This is a genomic window from Gilliamella sp. BG1 (assembly GCF_046635625.1).
GTDB lineage: Bacteria > Pseudomonadota > Gammaproteobacteria > Enterobacterales > Orbaceae > Gilliamella > Gilliamella bombi.
On record NZ_JBIDFG010000015.1, the window covers coordinates 1 to 21012 of the forward strand.

The window sequence follows — 21012 nt, forward strand, 5'->3', positions numbered from 1 at the left end:
ACCTGTCAAGTAATATTTTGTTTTATTTAGATTTTTTATAATTGTCTGCTTATTTAATAAGCTTGTTTTCCTATAACGGTAAAAGTATAGCCGTTTAAAAAATAGTTGGCTAGTTTTTTTGTGGATTTTTGTAAAAAACATACAAATGAAATAGTCCTGTTTGGCGGCGACACCCGTCTCTTTCCCTTGTGAGTGTAATGTATCATGCTTCCATCACTCAATAGATTCAAGCGCACAACAGCAATATCAACACAGTTAGAGTATCTTACATTATCTGCTTCTGATTTGTTAATACAAGAAAAAGAGAGAGTAAAACGGCTAAACTGTTTATTAAAAAAGTCAGAAAAAATTAATTTGACAGTACCACTGTAATTAATGAATTCTTTTTCGGTCATCAACCATTTCGATGCGGATATCGAAATTATCCATTAGCGTAAGAAAAGAAATTATTCTAATAATATTAACAATATGGAACCACATGATATAAGTAAAAATAATTATATGAGGTATAAATGTTTATTAGACCACTGAAATTAACTCAGCATATCGATGATGTACAGGGTCCTGAAAATGCAACAACGCTGATTCTTCTACACTTTCTGGGAACGGATTTGCACCTATGGGATTTGCAAATGCCGCGATTAACCGAGCGTTATCGGGTAGTCAGGTTGGATATGTTGATCAACTAAGGAGTAGTGATGCCGAATTCGGAATGGTATCTAGATGTTATTAAAAGCATGCGTTTATTAATATCAAGGATAATATAGTCACACAATTACTAAAATACTTACATATAGGAAAAGTTATTCGATGCCCAGTATTACTATTTATACAACATCAGATCATCACCTAGAAACTTGTGATTTTGCTGATTTTTCTACTTCTTTGACCAAACTTACCAAAGAGATTCTGAAAGCTAAAGATAATAATATCCATATAGCTTATCTAATTGCGGATGTAGGTTATGGGGAATCTGTATACTTTGAGGCTAAACTTAGACAAGAAGTTTTTCGTAGTGAGTCAGTCATGAATGAATTCTCACGTCAGGTTGATTTATTAATTAGAGAAAAGTTCGGCGTAATTGCGAGAATTCGTTGCTTTCTTTATGATTCCAATAATATTTTCGCAAAAAACTAAAAGGTAACTGTATGAATGATAAATTGCCAATGAAGGACCTTGGAGAGGTACAAGTAACTGCTGTTAGTGATGGCTACTTAAAAGTTGATTTTGGAATGCTGGCGAATATTAGTGAGACAGAGTGTTATTTCATTCAACAAAACGCCTGCCAAGATGAACCTAATTCAGTGCACATTAATGCCTTTTTAGTTCAACACAAAGGTAAAAATATCTTAATTGATAGTGGCGCAGGTAGTTTTAAAGGATGGGGAGGAAGGATAGTAAATAATTTGGCTAAACTTGGGGTGAAACCAAATGATATTGATGCCGTATTACTCACACATGCTCATCCCGATCATATAGGTGGCTTGATCAACTCCTACGGAGAGGCAGTATTTCCAAATGCAGAATTAGTAATTAGTCAAAATGAGTATGATTATCTAAAAGATGACAAAAAGTTTTTTTCTTCCAGCGATCGTGTCAAAGGTAATTTTATTTTTGCTCGCAATGTTTTAAAACAGTATCAAGAAAATCTGCGGTTAGTTAATGAAGGTGAGGTACTTGCTGGTATACATGCATTACCATTAAAAGGGCATACACCAGGACATACTGGTTATAAAGTCGAGGGAGAAAATAGTAGTTTATTGATTTGGGGTGATATTGTCCACTTTCCACATATCCAACTTTTAAAACCAAATGTCTCAATTGCTTTCGATTATGATCCTAAATTGGCAGCGGAAACCCGTATTCGCATCCTTGATATGGTGAGTTCTAAACACATTCTTGTTGGTGGGATTCATTTTGGATGTGAAGGTTTTGGTTATATTCAAAAGCTTAAAAGAGGATATGAAATTGTACTTACTGATTAATTAACTAATGTTTTTTCAAATCATATTTAATAATTTTGTAAGCTATCAATTGTAACTATCCCCTAAAATAGTACAGCAAAAAAGTAGAAAATTCTCTATGATAAAAGAAAAGGGGATTTAATTATGAAAAAAATGACTGAACATCAAATCGTCGCTATTTTAAAAGAAGCTGAAGCGGGTATTCTGGTTAAAGAACTGTGCCGTAAATATGGCATGGGTAATTCAACTTTCTATAAATGACGAGAAAAATACGGCGGAATGGAAACTTCGGATATCAAACGCTTAAAGGAAATACTTTGAGGTCCCTCTGATAAAAATAATTTTGGCAAATTTTCGAGAAAGAACCTTTGTCAATATACGTACACCTTCTTGAAAACGGAATAAATGTTATATTCTGAATTTGGATAATAGTATTGTGAGAGAAAGGGATTGTGTCAATAAGATACTCTCCCATTCCTTTAATATCTGAGCAATGTGGAACAGTTTGCGTGTTAAAATATTTCAATAGCATAGTCTGAGCTAGTATCATGCGTGCAGGTCAGTTAATAACCGATATCGTGCAACCGAGGATCTTGGAATATTGATATCATCATATCAATGAATTTATCAGTATCCAAATAGGGACAATCAACACGGTAGATAAGCTCAATTTTAAAATCATTAAACTCTCTAGCTAGCTGATGAATTTTTATTTTGTTCTTAATTTCATTACTGATTGAGCAACGTAAAACCAGCGAGACCCCTTTGCCAGCGGCTATGTTTGAAAACAAAACAGGATAAGATCCACATTCAATTACTCGTTTAGGCGTAATGTTACCTTCATTAAACAGTACACTGAAATTGCGAGTTGATGTGGCACATTTTTTACTACTTAACAAAAAAACTTCCCCGTCTAGACTAGATATATTTGTGATTGGTAAATGATTTTTTTCTGTGACAATCACTAATTCGCTGGAAAGTAATGTGAAACATGTATGCCGTTTGTTAGAAAAGCCTGCTCCAATGATGACTGCATCAAATTCGTTTTTATCAAAAGCGTTGAGCAAACTGATCGTGTTTCCTATTGAAATATCGATGTTCCAACCCAACTCTTCACCAAAATCAATCAAAGCAGTAATTATATAGGGGGGTAAGCACTCAATTATTCCAATTCTTATGGTCAACTGACCATCTTTGGAGTAGGAAATGTTATTTTTACAATCATTCGCTAGGTTCAGCATTTTAAGTGCGTATTCATAAAGTATCTTACCCTGTGTAGTAGGTAGACATCCTTCGATTTTCCTATCTAATAATGTAACATCTAGCTTTTCCTCTAGACTTCGTATTCGATGAGAAATACTAGATTGCACTCGATTTAGGCGTTCTGCGGCTTGGGTTATATTCCCTGTGTCTACGACTGTTACGAACGCCAGAAGTTCATCTAGCTTCATTTTAACTCTCCTTCTAAGTGTTGAATAAATATTTCAACAATATTTTTAGTTATCAGAAGAGGGCTTTTGTAGGATAGTTGCAGCAAAAATAGTACTAGGCTAAAAATAAACCTTCATATCTAACAACTCTATTCCATGAGCTTGTCTCAACATAATATTATTAGGGTATCAATCTTTTCGATGTACATCACGATTTTATTCACTGGTTTTTTATTATTCTGAGAATTATGATTTTAGCATTAATATCGTTTGTCTATTCTATAACGTAATAGTGACACAATCAAATAGTTGCATGATAAACCGAATAGACTTTGATACGTTATCTAGTGTTAATTACAGCTAATTATTGAAACTTTCTACTCGTAAATAGGATAAAATATGGTGCACACTAAGTTTGATAGAGTAATGAATAATCTGGTTGATTATGCCTACGAGCAAACAATTTCTGATAATGATGCGATCCGCATGGCACATTTTTGTTTGTTAGATTCGATAGGGTGTGCGATAGCTGCCTCTTCTGATGCCGATTTTTCGAGATTGATGAATAGTGTGCAATTCAGCAAAAACAGTCAGGGCATTCCCATTATAGATAGATCTCTATGGTTAAGACCTTAGGAGGGATTACGGGTATGCTTCCGCTGATTAGTGAAAGTATGCACAATCTATTTTATGTCCTCACCGCTTACTGCTTTCTCAGAAATATTCGTATCAACGGTAGCAAGTAGGAATGGAAAGCTCCTCGTAATCCAGTAATAGCTAGGCCAGAAGAAGTATTGACTCTTGGAATGATGACCTTTCTCGAAAGCAAAAGTTTAGAGACAAAAATTCTTTGCGCATAATTTCATTATAATAAAGGACCTGTAAATATGTCGTTGGTAAGTAATAGCAGTATTCTTGAGCAAGGTTTTGATGTACCAAGGCGCTATTTTGCAGCTGCGGCCATTTTGATAGGGGTGCTAATGTCAGCATTAGATGGTTCCATTGTTAATATTGCATTACCCTCCATTGCTTGTACGTTACAAATTGATTCTGCATCTAGTATTTGGATTATCAACGGCTATCAGGTTGCCAGCGCAGCCACGATGCTAATTTGTGCATCGCTTGGATCGAGGATTGGTGAAAAACGTTTTTATACAGCTGGTATGATTTTATTTACGCTCTCATCCTTAGGTTGTAGCCTTTCTCCAACCTTTAGTGCTCTGGTCACTATGCGGATACTACAAGGAATTAGTTACGCTGTAATGATTAGCGTTGGGTTGGGGCTGTACAGAGTTATATTTCCACCTTATAAGTTGGGGACAATATTTGGGCTAAATGCGATGGTATTTGCGGTGGGTACGGCTGTCGGCCCAGCATTAGGAGGAATTATTATTTCTTATTTATCTTGGCCATGGCTTTTTTATATCAACATTCCACTTGGAGGGTTTGCTATAATCTTTTCGTTTATCTCATTAGGGAAAGATAATGAAAATGAAAAAGGCTTTGATTTAGCAGGAGCAATTAGCTCGGCAGGAGCATTAGGCTTGATGGTGATTACAGTTGATCAAATTGGTAGCTGGGAAAATCATTCGTTGATATTTTGCGCAGTGGTTTCAACGATCTTATTTATCCTATTTATTGCTGTCCAGACTCGTTCAAAGCATCCTTTATTACCGCTTGATATATTTTGTTCACGCCGATACACTTTTGCGGTGCTCTCTTCCCTATCTATGTTTGTTGCTCAAGGAATTGCGTTGGTAAGCTTACCTTTTGTTTTACAACATACTTATAACTATTCTGTGCTAGAGTCTGCTTTTATCTTTTCACCGTGGCCACTAGCTGTAGCTTGTTGCGCACCTATTGCAGGAAGACTGTCAAACCGTTTTAATCCTACCCATATATCTACTATTGGCGTGATGTTTTTTTGTATAGGTTTAGGTTCATTAGCTTTGTTATCGGAAGCTGCAACAGTGAGTGACTTCTTGTGGCGAGTGGTCATTTGTGGCGTTGGTTATGGTTTTTTTCTCCCGCCAAATAATAAGGAAATGTTTAGCAATGTTTCAAAAAATCGAACAGTCACAGCGTCTGGAGTATTATCTACAGCCAGAACGACTGGGCAGTCAATCGGTGCTGCTTTGGTAGCTATGGTAATTGCGCTATTAAATGGATTAATGGAGAGTACCAACGCAGAATTTGGTGTATATATTTTTTCTATTGCTTGTGTGATTGCTGCAATATCATCAGTTGTTAGTACATTACGTCTACGTTGTTAAAAAAATTCAAGAGGTGATTAATTGTGTATATAAATTCCAAAGGTACTGTCAAATTAACTTTCTAATATGAGTTTAAATTTGATAACTAATTTTTTATTTATAATTTTGAGTGAAACTCGGGTAATAGAGACCATTCGGTAAATTGACATGTGACTAAAACTCGAAAGGTTTTAGCAGAGCACAAGCACCTTACACAATTGAAAATGATCATAGATATTGCCAAATCGAGATAAGAATAATTGTGTTTGCTTTAATGACTTAAATTCAAACATTTATATCGATAATATCATAGTTTTACTAAATCAAACTAAAAAATAATCATTTAACGATTAACAACTCTTCCCACCGAGTAGTATAACGCGGAGTCAGTAATTCACGTTTAATCTGCCAAGGGGCTTGCTTTCTTACGGTACCTAATTGCACCGTATGTTTACCCATCTTCTGGTTGATGGCATCCAGTGCTTGCATCAACTTATCACTTTTTTGCTTTTGCTCTATATTATTGAACGTTTCAAATAACTCATACTGCGTATCGGTGTGCTTAACCTGTAAGTCAAGTAACACCACGCCGGCCTTCATAAACAAAAAACCTTGTTTATAAATAGCCTGCAATCCCTTTTGTGCGGCTTGAATAATGAGCCGTGAATCATCTGTAGGCAAATGCAGTGGAACCACGATAGAAGGATGATATTGCACGATATCCTCACGAAATCGATTAGTTTTTAAAAAGACCTGTACGGCACTAGTCACAGAACTTTGCTTTCTGAGCTTTTCAGCTCCTCGACTAGCATGAACGCGAATCGCTTCTTGCACATCAAATAGCTCACCAGTTAACTGACCAAAGCTACGCGAAACCATAATATTCTGTTTAGGAATAGATAAATCATCCAATTCGATACAAGGTGTACCTAGTAGCTCTAACACCGTCCGTTCAAGCATCACGGAAAATTGCTGTCTAATTTGTTTAGTGTTTGCTTGCCGCAAATCCCATGCAGTCTGGATGCCTAACGATTGTAGTTTCTCTGAAATACGCCTTCCAACACCCCACACTTTACTCACAGGAAACTGCTGCAAGACTCGACTCAATAAAGGTTTATTATTCGGTAAATAACAAACTCCTTGATAAGTGGGTTGTTTTTTAGCAACATAATTGGCTATTTTGGCTAAAGTTCGTGTTGACGCAATACCGATACTGACGGGGATACCTGTATCACGTTTGACTTTGGTTCTTATTGTTTGACAGTGCGAAATAACATCTGAGAACCCTGTTAAGGAAATAAAGGCTTCATCAATTGAATACAGTTCTACATCTGCTGTATAATCACGCACTGTATTAAAAACACGCTGACTCATATCACCGTATAGCTCATAATTAGAACTCAACAAGGTGATTTTTTTACGAACACTCGGGGAAATTTGATAAGCAGGCATACCCATCGGAACAAGTGGTTTCAACTCATTCGATCGCGCAATGACACAGCCGTCATTATTGGATAAAATACCAATCGGTTGTCCTTCAAGCTTAGGATTAAATACTCGCTCACAAGATGCGTAAAAATTATTACAATCCACTAACCCAATCACAAATAGCCACGACCTCTGAGAGAGTGGATCGTATGAATCACTACTCCCCAAATATGCACTTCTTTACCAGCTAATGAGATCGGTGGATAAAGCGCATTACCAGCTAATAAATGATACTGACCATTAATTACGCCAAGGCATTTACAGGTTAACTCTCCATCAATGGCTGCAATGACCACATCACCGACTACTGGTTCTAAAGAGCGATCAACAATTAATAAATCACCACTAAAAACACCATAATCCACCATTGAATCCCCCATTGCCTTGATATAATAGGTCGCACTAGGGTGTTTGACTAAATGCTCAGTTAAATCGAGTTTTGCTTCTAAATAATCATCAGCTGGCGAAGGGAAACCAGCTCTAACTGGTATATCCACCAACGGTAGTTGATTAATAATAGATGTATCAACACAGCCAAGCACAATACAACTGAATTTGTGCAAGAAAATACTCCTAAAAACTAAACGAAAGAACATCACCACTGTTTTTTTAGTTATCGTGACAAAAAACGAACATGGATAAATATACAGCGTATAATGCGAACTTCAACAGATTTTAGTGTAAAAAAATATAAAAGTGTAAATAAAGCACTATGTGAATAAGTTAGCTTGATAGTGTCAAATCAAGGAATAAAATTGGATATATCAAAGCGATTAATACAGAGTATAATAACTTTTTTAGTTTAGACAACGTGCTACACTATCTACAAGAGCAACTTTTGAATCAATTAATAAGGTCAACTGGACATGAAAAATAGACTATTTATTTTAATATTGTATTTTAATTTTTCTATTATTATGACTGTAAAGGCTGAAATGATGAATCCTAATGTAAACACGAACCATTGAACAACATTTGCAAGATGATAACCGTTTAGTGGAGTATAAGTTTTATAGCACTATTACAAAAAGAATTAGTTAATAAAAAAGATTTCTTCCAGCTAAAAGACCTAGAGAGTAATTAATCCTAACAATTGAGTTGCTCGAATTTTACTTTTCCTGCGCTTCCTCCATCTTTTTTAAATATAAATCAATAAACTACAATTTAAAAAAATATAAATTCAATTTTATCAAAAAATAACTGTCACTAATTTGACTAAAAATTATAGTTAACCTTACAACCATTTAAGCGCTGAAATGTGCTGTTAAATATTGAATACCACAACTTCTATAAAATATAAAACACTAAAACAAACAGCGTAAGCGTAATTTTCCAGATAAGCACTATAGGGTATTTACAAAAATATTCACTTTTTAGATTATATTTTTGTAAACAGATTCAGGAGTCAATATCATTTGATAATTAAAACTTCTCAGAATCCTTCTTAGTAAAGCGTGTGATCACCATCATATCAATTAAAAACTCACGAAACAGGTATTCCTCAAATAAATGGGTTAATCAAAAAAATAATACATACCTTAATGGAATGATCAGCAAATAGTTCACCATTCAAAGATAAAAAACAAAAGGTTAAATAATTTCCAACAAAATGCCTTATGAGTTTTTAAAAAATCATTTTAACCATGAAATATAAGCAACTCGGTGTTTTCCTACAATATAAGACTTATTACAAAATTAAGCCCCAATATCACAATTTTTATTTCATTTCATATTTTATTAGAAATAATCTTTAAAAGATAATAAAGTATTAATTCAATGAATTTAGAACACAAAAATGAAGGGATAAACAATGAAAAAAAATTTTTTAACCGTATTGATTGCTGGATTTTTGATGATTGGCTGTGATGACAAACCAACTGAAAACAAAACGCAACAACCAACAGCAGCTTCAGAAGTTAAATCTTCTAAGTCTAAAACTACTGAAGATGTTTCACGGCAATTTGCACTGAAAGCACGTAAAGGTAACATATGGCTAGATGTTTTTAATGCTAATGTCTCCCAAGCTGCAGATAAATTAAGAGGGAATGGACATGGCAGGATGACTTCTTCTCTTTATCATCTTGATAGCAGTGTTGAGGGTTTTTTAAGAGGTATCAGTGATAAAAACGGTAAAATTGATGTCAATTATGTGAAAAAAAATCCAACGAAACTTTTTATCGGTTATCACCCAGGACCAAAAGAGCTTGATGAATATAAACAATTGATTACTGAGTTATTAGCATTTAAACCAGAGTTACCCGAACTTGATGCCGCAGGCAAAGCATTAAGTGATAAATATATTGAAATAGGATTAGCTTATGATCAGATAGCTAAATATTATTTAGATAATGAGTATAAATTGGATGACTTTGCCAAATTACCTGAACTGTTAAATAATTTGAACACGCTTTATAACCAATATATTGAAGCAAAAAGTGTGGCTTTAGCGGCTTATGGTAAATTATACAAAGAAATCCATGCATTTCAAAAATCAGAAATAAAAAACAAAGGGTTAACACTTAACTACAATTGCATGGAAATCATGGATTTATCTGAAGATGTTATCGATTTAATCAATGAAAGCTTTAACGAAGACAACCAGTTTAAAAATCTCGATAAATCAGCCCTTGAACAAAAAATTCAACAAATAGAATCCATAGCCAATGAATTAATGACGAATAAAGGCAAAAATAAATTGATTAAACAACAAGGTTTAAACGATATGTATTATGACGGTTTTGTTGATCGTTTACCTGGATTGATTAATCAAATGAAAGTAGTTTTAAAAAATTTACAGACCAATACTGTAGAAAGAGAAGTTGATTCTTTGAATGGGGAACTTAAAAGTGTAATTAATGGCTATAATCAAGTAATCAATTAAAAATAGATAAAGATCGTTTCATTGCTAACATTTTAGTCATTATCAATGACAATAAATAGTGGTATAAATAAAAGCGGTGTAAATATTACATCGCTGTTTTTTTTTAACTTTATAGCAAATGAGTAGGACAAGTAATTAACAGTAATTATCAAAATACTACTGTTTAGTCAAACCTAGATTCATTTGTTTACATCAACAACAAAACGCCCTTTTATTTGCCCTGCAATCATTTTATTTGCCACCTCAACACAATCATTTAGTGTGATTGTATTACTAATATGAGATAACACTTTTTCATCCAGATTGTGTGCCAATAAATTCCATGCTGCCACACGTTTATCATAATTTGCCATCACACTATCCACCCCAGCTAACGAAACACCTCTTAAAATAAACGGCGCAACCGTTGCCGGTAAGTCCATGCCTTGAGCAAGACCACAACACGCCACAATTCCGCCATATTGAGTTTGGGCACAAGCATTTGCTAAAGTGTGCGAACCAACCGCATCGACAACAGCTGACCACAGTTCTTTTTGTAATGGTTTACCCGTTTCTTTTAAGGTTTGACCATCAATAATATTAACTGCGCCAAGTTGTCGTAAATAATGATCTTCTTCAATTTTACTCGTTGATGCGGTGACTTGATAACCAAGTTTAGTAAGTAATGCAACGGCAATTGAGCCAACTCCACCACTAGCACCTGTTACCAAAACCATACCATCTTGTGGTTTTACACCTAAATCAACAATACGTTGGACACAAAGGCCTGCTGTATAACCTGCTGTACCAATTGCCATTGCTTGATAATTTGTAAGTTTGTTGGGCAAGGGTATTAGCCAATCAGATTTTAAATAAGCATATTGTGACAAACATCCCCAATGAGTCTCGCCACACCCCCATCCATTTAATATAACTATATCGCCTTTTTGATAGCGACCACTACGACACTCTAGCACAATACCAACACCATCAATACCTGGTACCATTGGCCACTGTCGAACAACAGGACTTTTATTAGTTAAAGCTAGCGCATCTTTATAGTTAATACTTGAATAGGTTATTTGGATTAAGGTATCACCTTCTTGCGCTAATAACTGCTGTTTACTAATACTCTTTAAGGAGCATGAAAACCCCGTTTTTTCTTCTTTCGATAAAACAATGGCATTAAATGGCATAGTGTCTCCTCATCACATATAGTATCGGAACATCTAAATAATATAATAATCCACTTAAATATTAGATGTTTTTTTAATAATAAAGAGTCATTCGAGAAAAAGCAATGTGATATGTTTGGTTGTGAGGGATAAATAAAAACTGAGCTGATAATAACAAATTACCATGCTCAGTTATAAATCAGAGTTACCAATTAAATAGGCTTGAATACTTAATTTTTAGTCGTATTATTTTTCTTCTTCTGCGCGGCTGATGAAACCGCACCAATAAACACAACATCACTTGATGAGTTCAATGCGGTTTCAACCGAATCTTGAATAACGCCAATTGCAATTCCAATGCCAATCACTTTGGCTGAAATTTCGTTAGGTATACCAAACATACTACATGCGACAGGAATAAGCAGTAACGATCCACCCGCAATCCCTGATGCCCCACAAGCACATACTGAAGTTACAATACAAAGTAATACCGCAGAATAGATATCAACATGTATACCAGCACTAGCTGGCATTGAGTTGACGGTGGCTAGAGTTAAAACTGTTATAGTAACGGCAGCACCTGACATATTAATTGCAGCACCTAGCGGTACAGCAACCGAATAAGTATCTTCATCCATTTTATATTTTTTACAGATCTCCATATTAACGGGAATATTTGCTGCTGAACTTCGGGTAAAGAAGGCTGGGATCGCACTCTCTTTTAAAGAGGTAAATATTAATGGATAAGGGTTTTTGTGCATAACTAAATAAGCTAATAATGGATTAATCACCAATGCAACAAACAGCATACAAGAAACTAACACAACCAATAGATGTGCATATTTCAGTAATTCACCAAAACCCGTTTCAGCTAGCGTTGAGGCAACTAATCCAAATACCCCTAAAGGAGCAAAGCGGATAATAATTCTTACAATAAAAGAAATAGCATAAGACAGATCATTCATCATTGTTTTAGTACTTTGGCTAGAGTGTCTTAATGCCAAACCGATACCAACACCCCAAATGATAAGACCAATATAGTTTGCATTAATTAGTGCATTTATCGGATTGTCGATCATTTTTTCTAATAAGGTTTTTAAAACAGCAGCAATACCACTAGGCGGTGTAAGTTCAAGGTTATTTAACGTATCACCAAATGAAATCTGTGATGGGAATAAAAAACTAGCAATGGTTGCTAATAATGCGGCTAACATCATTCCGGCAAAATAAAGAGTAATTAACGGTCTCATATTGGCTTGTTTGCCATGTTGATGATTTGATATTGATGCAATTACCAAAATGAGTACTAGTATAGGAGCAACTGATTTTAAAGCATTAATAAATAGCCCACCTATAAGTGACATCGCTAATGCGGTATCTTTCGACACCGCAGCGAGAATAATACCAAATATTAAACCCAACAAAATCTGCGGTATCAGCCCTATTTTAAAATAAAAACGCACCAAAGGATGTGAAGAATGAGTCATAATATTCCTTTCTTATTAAAATAAAGGTAAAACAATAACATAATTCAACATTGTGTTTATAGAAAATAAACATCATTATAATGTTTTTTTATATATCACTTTACATGATGATTAAATTTAATTATTTATTGCTTTTATATTAGACCTATTTTAAGTGTTCTAATCATTTCCCAAAAATAACCATCTTACTTAAGTAATTCAAGTAGTTGTTTTGCTTTGTTTACTGCTACTGATTTTGCTTTTGCTTGGGCAATATCCGCTAAGCCTTGCCATTTAGAATCAGGTTCAGTTAGATAACCGCGCCTAGTTGCCTCTTTCAAATAAGGGGCATAGGTTAATGACATATCTAAAATCCGATTAATCCAAGCAGGTATTTTTTCACCTTGTTTTACTAGATTTCCAACAAACTTAATGCATTCAATTAATACTGGACAAAATATTGGCAATAAACTTGGCTTTTTTTCTAGTAATCGAATTAATTTAGCGGGGCTTAAATCAGGATAATCGAGAAACAAGATAATAGCTTTGCGCATGGTATCTGCATCAATGATTCCTTTTTTAACATTTTTTTCAAAAATAAAATTTGCTTTATAAGTATCACTGTCTTGAGCCAACAATCCGATAATCACTGTCACTAACGATTTTGAAAAAATCAGATTATCTGTGTTTAAAAAAATCAAATTATATTTACTTGATAATGGTCCATCGTTATTTTCTTGCCAATTACGTGTTTTTTCAACAACAAGTAACTGTTTGTTAATACACCAATGTAACCAAACTCTTGATTGAAAATTAGGTATAACTTGTTGATCTTTTGATAATGGAGGGTAAGCTTCGCATTGGAATTCGTATTCTAAATCATAATACCAATCATTTTTTACTATGTGGAAAACTTGATTAGACACATTGGGTAGTTTTAAAGTAAACATTAGTGATTTAGCCAATGCTTTAGAAAATCGTGATGATTGATCTATTACAGGCTTACTAATAGTAATTGAAACATTATCTTCAGGCACAACTTTAGCCTTTTGCAGTTTTGACCATACTTGGTCAAAATCATCAGGAGCTCGCATCAATACGTCTTGTTTTAAAGGGGCGATTTTAGGTAGTTTTTCAACTATGGCTTTTGCTTTCTTAATCGCATTAGCACTACCTTCTTTACTGGCTAACATTCTGATGCCAAGTAATTGCAATTGATTGGCATCGGCTATGCCTTGATCGACAGCATATTGAACTTCTGGTAAAAACTCAGCTATCGCATCAACAGTTTCAAGCGTGCCAGATAACAGTCTTGGTGCTTTACATGATGCGATGATTAATTGATCAAAAATAGGCCAAACCACCGAAAGAATACCTTGTTTTGCAATATCGGTTAATACTGACACCAAACTAGCTATACGACAAGGAACCTGACTAAATCGCTCCAGTAACAAAATATCCGCCACACCAGGAATAAGCAAACCTCTTTGCCATGCATCGTTTACTGCTTGAGCCATATTGCTAGCCACATAAGGCGAATTAGCGCGTTGCATAGCTAACAATGCCATTGCAGAACGTGAATCAAAAGGAGAACGCCTGTTAACAATTTGCTGGAACTCAAAACCTTGATGGTAATATGTAGCCCAATCAATATCTGACGGTATTGCACTATCGTTCCATAACGGGAAAATAGCAAGAATTTTTGTAAACCCGTTATTTCCAATACGTTTAGGAAAATAATTTAATGATTGTGGTAAAGACAGTACGTCTTCAATATAAGTATTTAACGCTAATTTAGGTTCGATTAATGGATCGTCCAGATACTGTAATACTAAAGAGCCTGCATCAATTGGCATTTTTTGTCCTGATTGCAAAACGACTGCAACATTTAACTTCTTGAGTTTTTCTATCGTTGATGATGTTTGTGTCGAAACATCAAGACGAGTCAAGGCTAAAAACAGATCCGCCTCTAATGCATCAATTTTCAACTGTTGATAAATCGCTAATCGTTGACTAAGATCATCCACTGTTATTGAAAGATCACTCATGCTTGGTGTCGACAGTAAACAAGGTATTTTGCCTAAATTTTTACAAACAATATAATCGCGTGCTGTTAATAAATCAGACAAATATTTATGATACGGAATCTCTTCGCCTTTACGCCAATAAAATAGAAAACCAAGAAGCTGATCAACCCGTAATTTTATACCCGCTAAACTCGCTTTTGCTGCTTGAGGATCGTGATAAGCAATAATATTAGCTACAGCTAAAAATCTTTCCGTCACACTATCATGACCAGATATGTTTCTTTTTACTAATTCAGAGGCTAACTCAGTTAATACATCAGGGGAAGTAGGCTCTAATTCAAAAGGCGGCAATTGCCAAAGTGGCGGTGTTGGTTGCCAAAGTTGTTGTAATTCGGAGGAATTAGATTGTACGGTATGATCATCAAGATGCCACTGTGTAATTAGCTTGCTAGTTAAAGCCACAATTGATTCATCAGTTTGGTCAAGTAATAGGTTTAACAAAGGCATAAACAAATCAGTATTTTGGGGCGCTTTGCGATTTAGGGCTATCTTTAACACTAATTTTTTGACCGATTTTATTTTAGATGATAAACATGCCGTCATCACTTCGATTAATAATTCATCATCAACAAAGGGAATTAAAACAGGTGCTAATCGATTAATTATTGCAGATTCACCCATGGCTAGTAATGGAATTAAAGCAGGTACTCGCTGGCACAATTCAGCATCGGTAATACCTAAATCATAAAGTGTATCTAACCATACTTTACGATCTATAGGACGAATAGCGATATCTAAAGCTAAAAAAAGTAACTCTTTTGCTTGCTCTCGGTCAAGCCAACCTAATGTTACCCCCAAGCAAAACACCTCGATAAATGACCGTGTAGCAGGTGTATTTATCGCTATAGCAATATGAATATGTTCGATAAATCGACGCTGACATTGAGCTATATTTGGAGGAATTTTATCGTAAAAAGGGTTGACAACATCTGCATCATGAGTAGCAACTGAAAAATGCTTTACAACATCATCACCACGCATAGCAACCGCCGCATACAACGTCCAACCGCCGATATAATTCTGATTTTTAGGAATAACCAAATTTAAACGATCAACCAACTGAACAGCAAGATCTGTTGGTGCAGATGCTTGTTGCACAAAATTTTGTGCGTAATTTTCACCTCGTTCAATAATAACCGGCAATAACAAAGATGAATAAGTATAATGAGCAAGTTTTAACGCTCGGCTCACTGATACCCCAATCCGAATGGCGTACAAAGCTAAATATGCTTTATTACACTTAACATAATCTTGCCATTGAAAAGCGTTACCAACTTTGACATAGTCACCCCATTTGCCATTTTTTAATCCTAAAAGTGCAATCTTTTGCTGCTCTTTGCTACCTAGCGGTTGTTGTAAAATATTGTCAGCTGTGACATTGTTCCAATTCAAAGAAGTAAAAATCGCTTCGGCTTTCGCTAAGTTAGCATTCATAAATATTTTCCTTAATTTGTACTGCTAAAATATGTTTACATGGTCCTTTTTTGAGTTGATGATTCAGATACCATGAGCAAGTACATTGTGATGTCATTTTACTATTCTGCCTAACAAAACGGACACGATAGTCTTCGTTATTCGAGTGAACCATCCATGTGTTTTCATCAACCCGATCAATACATTCAATCAATTTATAGGCCGATTTTAAACGCGGATTATCTTTGATAAGTCGATTAGGAGCTTCAGGCAATTGACGATGAAAATAGCCATTCTGGTGTACATCAAAACCCAACTTACCTGAAACAGCTAGATACGCCAGCGAACTATTAATGCGCTGAGTATCTAAACCTGTTTTTATCGCTAGCTGAGTCAGATCGATCAGCGAATCAAATTGTAAAATAGATTGAACAAGTTGAGCATTTTGTAATTGCTGTTTTGGTGCAAGCAGCTCAAGTAAGGCACCTTCGCCAGAATAGCCTTGCCATGGCTGTGCAGTTAAGCTCAAAGTAAGTCTTGCACCGTCGAGTTCAACTTCAACCATGCAGGGTCCTTGTTCGCCACTTGCTAGCTGATAAAAAGTTAAACGCTTAACATTGGTCGTTAATCGCTTAAGTGCACTTAACCGATGTAACCCAGAAATATACACACTATCGAGACCGCCTTGAGCCATCAATTTAATACCAGTATTAGATGGCATTAGCCAGCTTGATTGATGTTTACTAGTCACAGTTGGCAATCCTGCAATAAAGGTTTGTGCTTGTATTCCCGTTACCGTAAAAACAGCGACCATTTTGGTATGAATTTCAGCTACATTACCAAGTGCTCGAATCCACCTATCTGGCATTGCAACAGGGCGCTCAATAATGGCCTTTATTCCAATTACATCTTCATCTTGTTTTTGGATATGGTGCGTTGCCAAACCTTGATTGCCAATATTGAGATAAAGTTTATCTTTATAATTAACCTGAGTTAGCGCTTGCCTTAAGCTAATACCAATATCTACATTGGTTGTGCCTCGTAATATTTGTCCATCAAACCCTTGTTGTAACAAATCTAAACGAGCATAAACACTATTGCAGGCAGAAAAAACTTCTGCTCTTAATTGATTCCCTTGCGCAGATAAAACAGGATCACGCAAAGTCACCGGCACCGGTTTAAAATATCGGGTCGCAGTAATATCAGCTAGAACCAGTAAAGATCTAGCAAGAATCTGTGGGTAAAGTGCATAACCAGCAAAAAATTGAGGGTTGTCAATAATTCCATCTGGTGTTAAGGCTGGCGATAACGCTAAGGCTAATGCGCCATTAGTGAGTTTTGATTGCTGAGAAAACTTCAATATAAATCATCCTAACACATTAAAAATAGACAAAATATCATGCTCATGAGTATAAAATAAGCAAAATATATTGTCTATATTTGATGTTTTTTTGCTATTTTGATGAAAAACATTCTTGTTTTATCAGCGTTATCTAAATGATTTCTGCAACAGGTGATCCTGCATTAACATAATTGCCTTCTTTGAGTATTTGTTTTAGCACACCATTTCGATGTGCAATAACTTGAACTTCCATTTTCATGGCTTCCATAATAGCAATGACATCGCCTGCGTTTACGCTTTGATTATCATTGATCACCCATTTAAAAAGACTACCAGAAACAGGTGACTGGACAATCAATTCAGATAATTCTTCTTTCACGCTTGAGGATGTATCTAAATTAGCTTCCGTTTGCAAGGATAACCCTGCAAGGAGTTGTGCAGGTAAACCGAGTTTACAACGTTTACCGTCAATCTCAATAAATGTGCGTGTCAACGCTGCTTCTTTTTGTGGTATTTGCCTTTTGGCTGGTGCTATTGTTGTAGTAAATTCAGTTTCAATCCAACGTGTATGTAATTTAAAATCATCACAAAAATCAGAATGTTCAATAACCGCACGAGCAAATGGCAACACACTAGCTACCCCTTCAATAGAAAACTCAGCCAAAGCACGGCGAGCTCTAGCAATGGCATGTTGTCGATTATTACCAACAATAATCAATTTTGCCATAAGGGAATCAAACGTTGCTGGAATTGTTGAACCAGCCATCACCCCACTGTCTATGCGTACACCAGGACCAGTTGGTACATCAAAACGTGTAATAGTACCAGCTACAGGTAAAAAACCGTTAGCTGTGTCTTCAGCATTAATACGAAACTCAATGGCGTGACCTCGTGGTTTAGGCGTTTGGTTAATACTAAGCGGTAAACCTTGGGCAATGCGCAGTTGCTCAATAACAAGATCGACGCCTGTAGTTTCTTCTGTTACTGGGTGTTCAACTTGCAATCTTGTGTTTACTTCAAGGAAGGATAACTTGCCATCCTGACTAAGCAAAAATTCAACTGTCCCTACGCCTACATAGTTTGCTTTAGCGCAAATATCAATCGAAGATTGAATAATTTGCTGTTCTAATTGATCTGTTATAAAAGGTGCAGGAGACTCTTCAATTAATTTTTGATTACGTCGTTGTAATGAACAGTCACGTGTACCAACGACAACAATATTACCTAATGTATCAGCAATAACTTGTGCTTCAACATGCCGAGGATTATGCAAAAATTGTTCAATAAAACACTCACCTCGCCCAAAAGCAGTTGTAGCTTCACGAACTGCGGAATGATAAAGTTCTTCTACTTCGTCCATTTGCCAGGCTACTTTTAAACCTCGACCACCGCCACCAAATGCGGCTTTAATAGCAATTGGTAAACCATGGGCATGCGCAAACTCAATAACCTCTTTGGCATCTTTTACAGGCTCTTTTGTACCAACAACCAAAGGAGCTCCCACTTGCAACGCAAGCTGTCTTGCTTTGACTTTATCACCCAATATTTCAATCGTTTCAGGGTTAGGGCCTACCCAAATTAAGTCTGCATCTTGTACTGCTCTAGCAAATTCAACACGTTCAGATAAAAAACCATAACCTGGATGAACCATGGTGGCTCCTGATTTTTTAGCTATTGCGATAATTTTATCAATATCTAAATATGTATCGCTAGGTACATTGCCTGTTAATCCATAAGCTTCATCAGCCATTTGTACATGAAGTGCCTCAATATCAGCATCGGCATAAATTGCAACAGATAACAAGCCTATATCACGGCAAGCGCGAATAATACGTACAGCAATTTCACCTCGATTAGCTATCAATACTTTATGTGTTATATTTTTATTATTTTCAGACATGATCAACATCACTCCCTTCAAATTCTTTAAACATCCCTATAGGATTAAACTTTATTTTAGCATTGACTGGAATTTGACCTGCTAAATCTAAATGATAATTACATACTGCGCCAATAACAGGATAACCTCCTGTTAAAGGGTGATCATTCAAAAATAATACAGGTTGTCCATTAGCTGGTATTTGTATTGCTCCAATACAGGTACCTTCACTAGGTAATTCTTGTTGTTTTTCACGAATTAACGGTTCCTTGCCAGATAAACGCAAGCCAATACGGTTAGAAGCTGGAGTAACCGACCACAACTGTGAAGTAAGAAGCGCTATCGATTGCTGAGTAAACCAATCGGTACGTGGTCCAAGCACAATATCTAACACTACTATATCATCACTAGTTGGGTAATTAATCATAGGAGTTTCTGATAATGATACTGGATTTAACGTTTTTGCTTGCTTAATCGCCAACATTTGACCCGATTTTAGTGGTAAGGGCCCAACTTGTGCAAGCGTATCATAAGCACAACTAGTTAAAATTGGCGATACTTGAAAACCACCACGCACCGCTAAATAACTACGAACGCCACATTTTACATTACCTAAACGGATAATATCACCTGCTTCTAATTGAATTGGCCGATACATGGGCGAAGTATATGTTTCGCCTTGGGCGGTGGTAATGGTGATATCACATACCGCCCCTGTTACCGCAACTAACATGGAGCGGTTTATTTGTGCACTAAAGCCGCCTTGAGTAATTTCTAACGCTGGTTCATTAATTGAGTTACCTAACACGCGGTTGGCACTGTGTAATGCGTTTTTATCCATCGCTCCCGATTCAGAAATGCCTAACGCCGCCTGCCCAATTCGGCCATTGTCTTGAAACAATGTTTGCAATCCAGTCGTTAATACTGTTATATCTTGTTGCTCAACAAGATCATCTTGTTTTTTAGCTGCTGATAAATGAGCAGGTAAATGATAAGTTGTTTTCGATTGGCTCACATCAATAAAATTAACCCGAGTACCCGGTTTGAACAGCGCTGGCTCATCACGATAAATATCCCAAACTGCCGTATCTGTAATGCCAATCAATTGCCAACCACCAGGGCTTGCTTGTGGGTAAACACTACTAAATTCCCCTGCTAAAGCAACCGATCCTGCTGGAATGCGGACTCGTGGCGAACTTCGACGTGGCACATTAAGCTGAGCCGTTTTAGATACCATATAAGCAAATCCAGGAGCAAAGCCACAAAAAGCCACTTGATACTCGTTATCAGTGTGCCTTGCAATGACTTCGGCAACCGTTATGCCAAGATAGTCTGCCACTTGAGGTAAATCTTCACCATTATAGCGAACAGGTATTGTTACCTGTTCGCCTGATTGCATAACGCTTGCCGAAATATCTAATTGAGCAATCTGCTCAGCAAGTATATTAGCATTGGTTACAATGGGGTTATAACGGATTAATAGGGTTCGTGCCGCTGGAATTATTTCATTGATATGCCAATCAGCAATAACACCTTGAAGCACATCAGTAAGCGCCATGGTTTGCTCAAGGCTGTTTAATTCTACGATAAACGCATCGATATTAACGGGTAAAAATCGCATTAAGTACCTCGAAATATGATCAACATCCAATCACT

At 36.0% G+C, this 21012-nt stretch carries 15 protein-coding genes and 2 pseudogenes; 7 read left to right on the plus strand and 10 right to left on the minus strand.

All coding sequences use genetic code 11. The features are described from left to right. Positions 1-53: 53 nt before the first annotated feature. Positions 54-395 carry a hypothetical protein gene (locus ACGH80_RS09005; RefSeq protein WP_411630998.1) on the minus strand — a complete coding sequence of 114 codons (342 nt, stop codon included), beginning with the start codon at positions 393-395 and terminating at the stop codon, positions 54-56. Positions 396-512: 117 nt separating this feature from the next. Here ACGH80_RS09005 and ACGH80_RS09010 point away from each other — a divergent pair. From ACGH80_RS09010 to ACGH80_RS09025, 4 genes and pseudogenes are all read left to right on the plus strand, one after another. Further along, positions 513-677: pseudogene (locus tag ACGH80_RS09010) on the plus strand (3-oxoadipate enol-lactonase); the annotation flags it as partial. 133 nt (positions 678-810) lie between these two features. Beyond that, positions 811-1137 carry a hypothetical protein gene (locus ACGH80_RS09015; protein WP_065590835.1) on the plus strand — a complete coding sequence of 109 codons (327 nt, stop codon included), beginning with the start codon at positions 811-813 and terminating at the stop codon, positions 1135-1137. A gap of 11 nt (positions 1138-1148) precedes the next feature. Next, positions 1149-1985, plus strand: coding sequence for an MBL fold metallo-hydrolase (locus tag ACGH80_RS09020; protein ID WP_174799035.1), 837 nt, complete (start codon positions 1149-1151; stop codon positions 1983-1985). 123 nt (positions 1986-2108) lie between these two features. Next, positions 2109-2222: pseudogene (locus ACGH80_RS09025) on the plus strand (transposase); the annotation flags it as partial. A 305-nt stretch (positions 2223-2527) separates the two neighbouring features. Here ACGH80_RS09025 and ACGH80_RS09030 read toward each other — a convergent pair. Then, entirely contained in the window at positions 2528-3415 is an 888-nt protein-coding gene (locus ACGH80_RS09030) for a LysR family transcriptional regulator (protein ID WP_034915225.1), read from the minus strand. Positions 3416-3793: 378 nt separating this feature from the next. Between ACGH80_RS09030 and ACGH80_RS09035 the strand changes: the two genes are divergently transcribed. Together ACGH80_RS09035 and ACGH80_RS09040 are read left to right on the plus strand one after the other, a co-directional pair. Next, a complete protein-coding gene (locus ACGH80_RS09035) occupies positions 3794-4030 on the plus strand; it encodes a hypothetical protein (protein ID WP_065590832.1) in 237 nt (78 codons plus the stop codon). A gap of 251 nt (positions 4031-4281) precedes the next feature. After that, complete coding sequence (locus tag ACGH80_RS09040) at positions 4282-5667, plus strand: MFS transporter (RefSeq protein ID WP_174799033.1); 1386 nt, start codon at positions 4282-4284, stop codon at positions 5665-5667. Between the two features lie 318 nt (positions 5668-5985). Here the strand turns inward: ACGH80_RS09040 and ACGH80_RS09045 are convergent, their stop codons facing one another. Both ACGH80_RS09045 and ACGH80_RS09050 read right to left on the minus strand, forming a co-directional pair. Next, positions 5986-7251, minus strand: a complete 1266-nt coding sequence (locus ACGH80_RS09045) for a Y-family DNA polymerase (RefSeq protein WP_065590830.1) — start codon at positions 7249-7251, stop codon at positions 5986-5988. Continuing rightward, the gene (locus tag ACGH80_RS09050) at positions 7248-7697 is read right to left on the minus strand and encodes a LexA family protein (protein WP_208610499.1); all 450 of its coding nucleotides are present in this window, start codon (positions 7695-7697) and stop codon (positions 7248-7250) included. Before ACGH80_RS09050 ends, ACGH80_RS09045 begins: the two co-directional genes overlap by 4 nt. Before the next feature lie 1247 nt (positions 7698-8944). On the opposite strand from ACGH80_RS09050, the gene ACGH80_RS09055 reads away from it, so the two are divergent. Then, on the plus strand, positions 8945-10015 hold the full coding sequence (locus ACGH80_RS09055) for a DUF3829 domain-containing protein (RefSeq protein ID WP_065590829.1): 1071 nt from the start codon (positions 8945-8947) through the stop codon (positions 10013-10015). Between the two features lie 179 nt (positions 10016-10194). On the opposite strand, the gene ACGH80_RS09060 is transcribed toward ACGH80_RS09055, so the two are convergent. The 6 genes from ACGH80_RS09060 to ACGH80_RS09085 form a co-directional block, all read right to left on the minus strand. Further along, positions 10195-11190: an MDR family oxidoreductase gene (locus tag ACGH80_RS09060; protein WP_411592225.1), complete on the minus strand. Its 996-nt coding sequence runs from the start codon at positions 11188-11190 to the stop codon at positions 10195-10197. A 209-nt stretch (positions 11191-11399) separates the two neighbouring features. After that, the gene (gene sstT / locus ACGH80_RS09065) at positions 11400-12656 is read right to left on the minus strand and encodes a serine/threonine transporter SstT (RefSeq protein ID WP_411631000.1); all 1257 of its coding nucleotides are present in this window, start codon (positions 12654-12656) and stop codon (positions 11400-11402) included. A 185-nt stretch (positions 12657-12841) separates the two neighbouring features. Further along, positions 12842-16156: a hypothetical protein gene (locus ACGH80_RS09070; protein WP_411631003.1), complete on the minus strand. Its 3315-nt coding sequence runs from the start codon at positions 16154-16156 to the stop codon at positions 12842-12844. Continuing rightward, the gene (locus tag ACGH80_RS09075; RefSeq protein ID WP_411631005.1) at positions 16146-17495 is read right to left on the minus strand and encodes an SWIM zinc finger family protein; all 1350 of its coding nucleotides are present in this window, start codon (positions 17493-17495) and stop codon (positions 16146-16148) included. The genes ACGH80_RS09070 and ACGH80_RS09075 overlap by 11 nt, the downstream gene beginning before the upstream one ends. Before the next feature lie 133 nt (positions 17496-17628). Beyond that, positions 17629-19377, minus strand: coding sequence for an acetyl/propionyl/methylcrotonyl-CoA carboxylase subunit alpha (locus ACGH80_RS09080; protein ID WP_411631007.1), 1749 nt, complete (start codon positions 19375-19377; stop codon positions 17629-17631). Next, positions 19370-20977 carry an urea amidolyase family protein gene (locus tag ACGH80_RS09085; protein WP_296302736.1) on the minus strand — a complete coding sequence of 536 codons (1608 nt, stop codon included), beginning with the start codon at positions 20975-20977 and terminating at the stop codon, positions 19370-19372. The genes ACGH80_RS09080 and ACGH80_RS09085 overlap by 8 nt, the downstream gene beginning before the upstream one ends. Between the last annotated feature and the right edge of the window lie 35 nt (positions 20978-21012).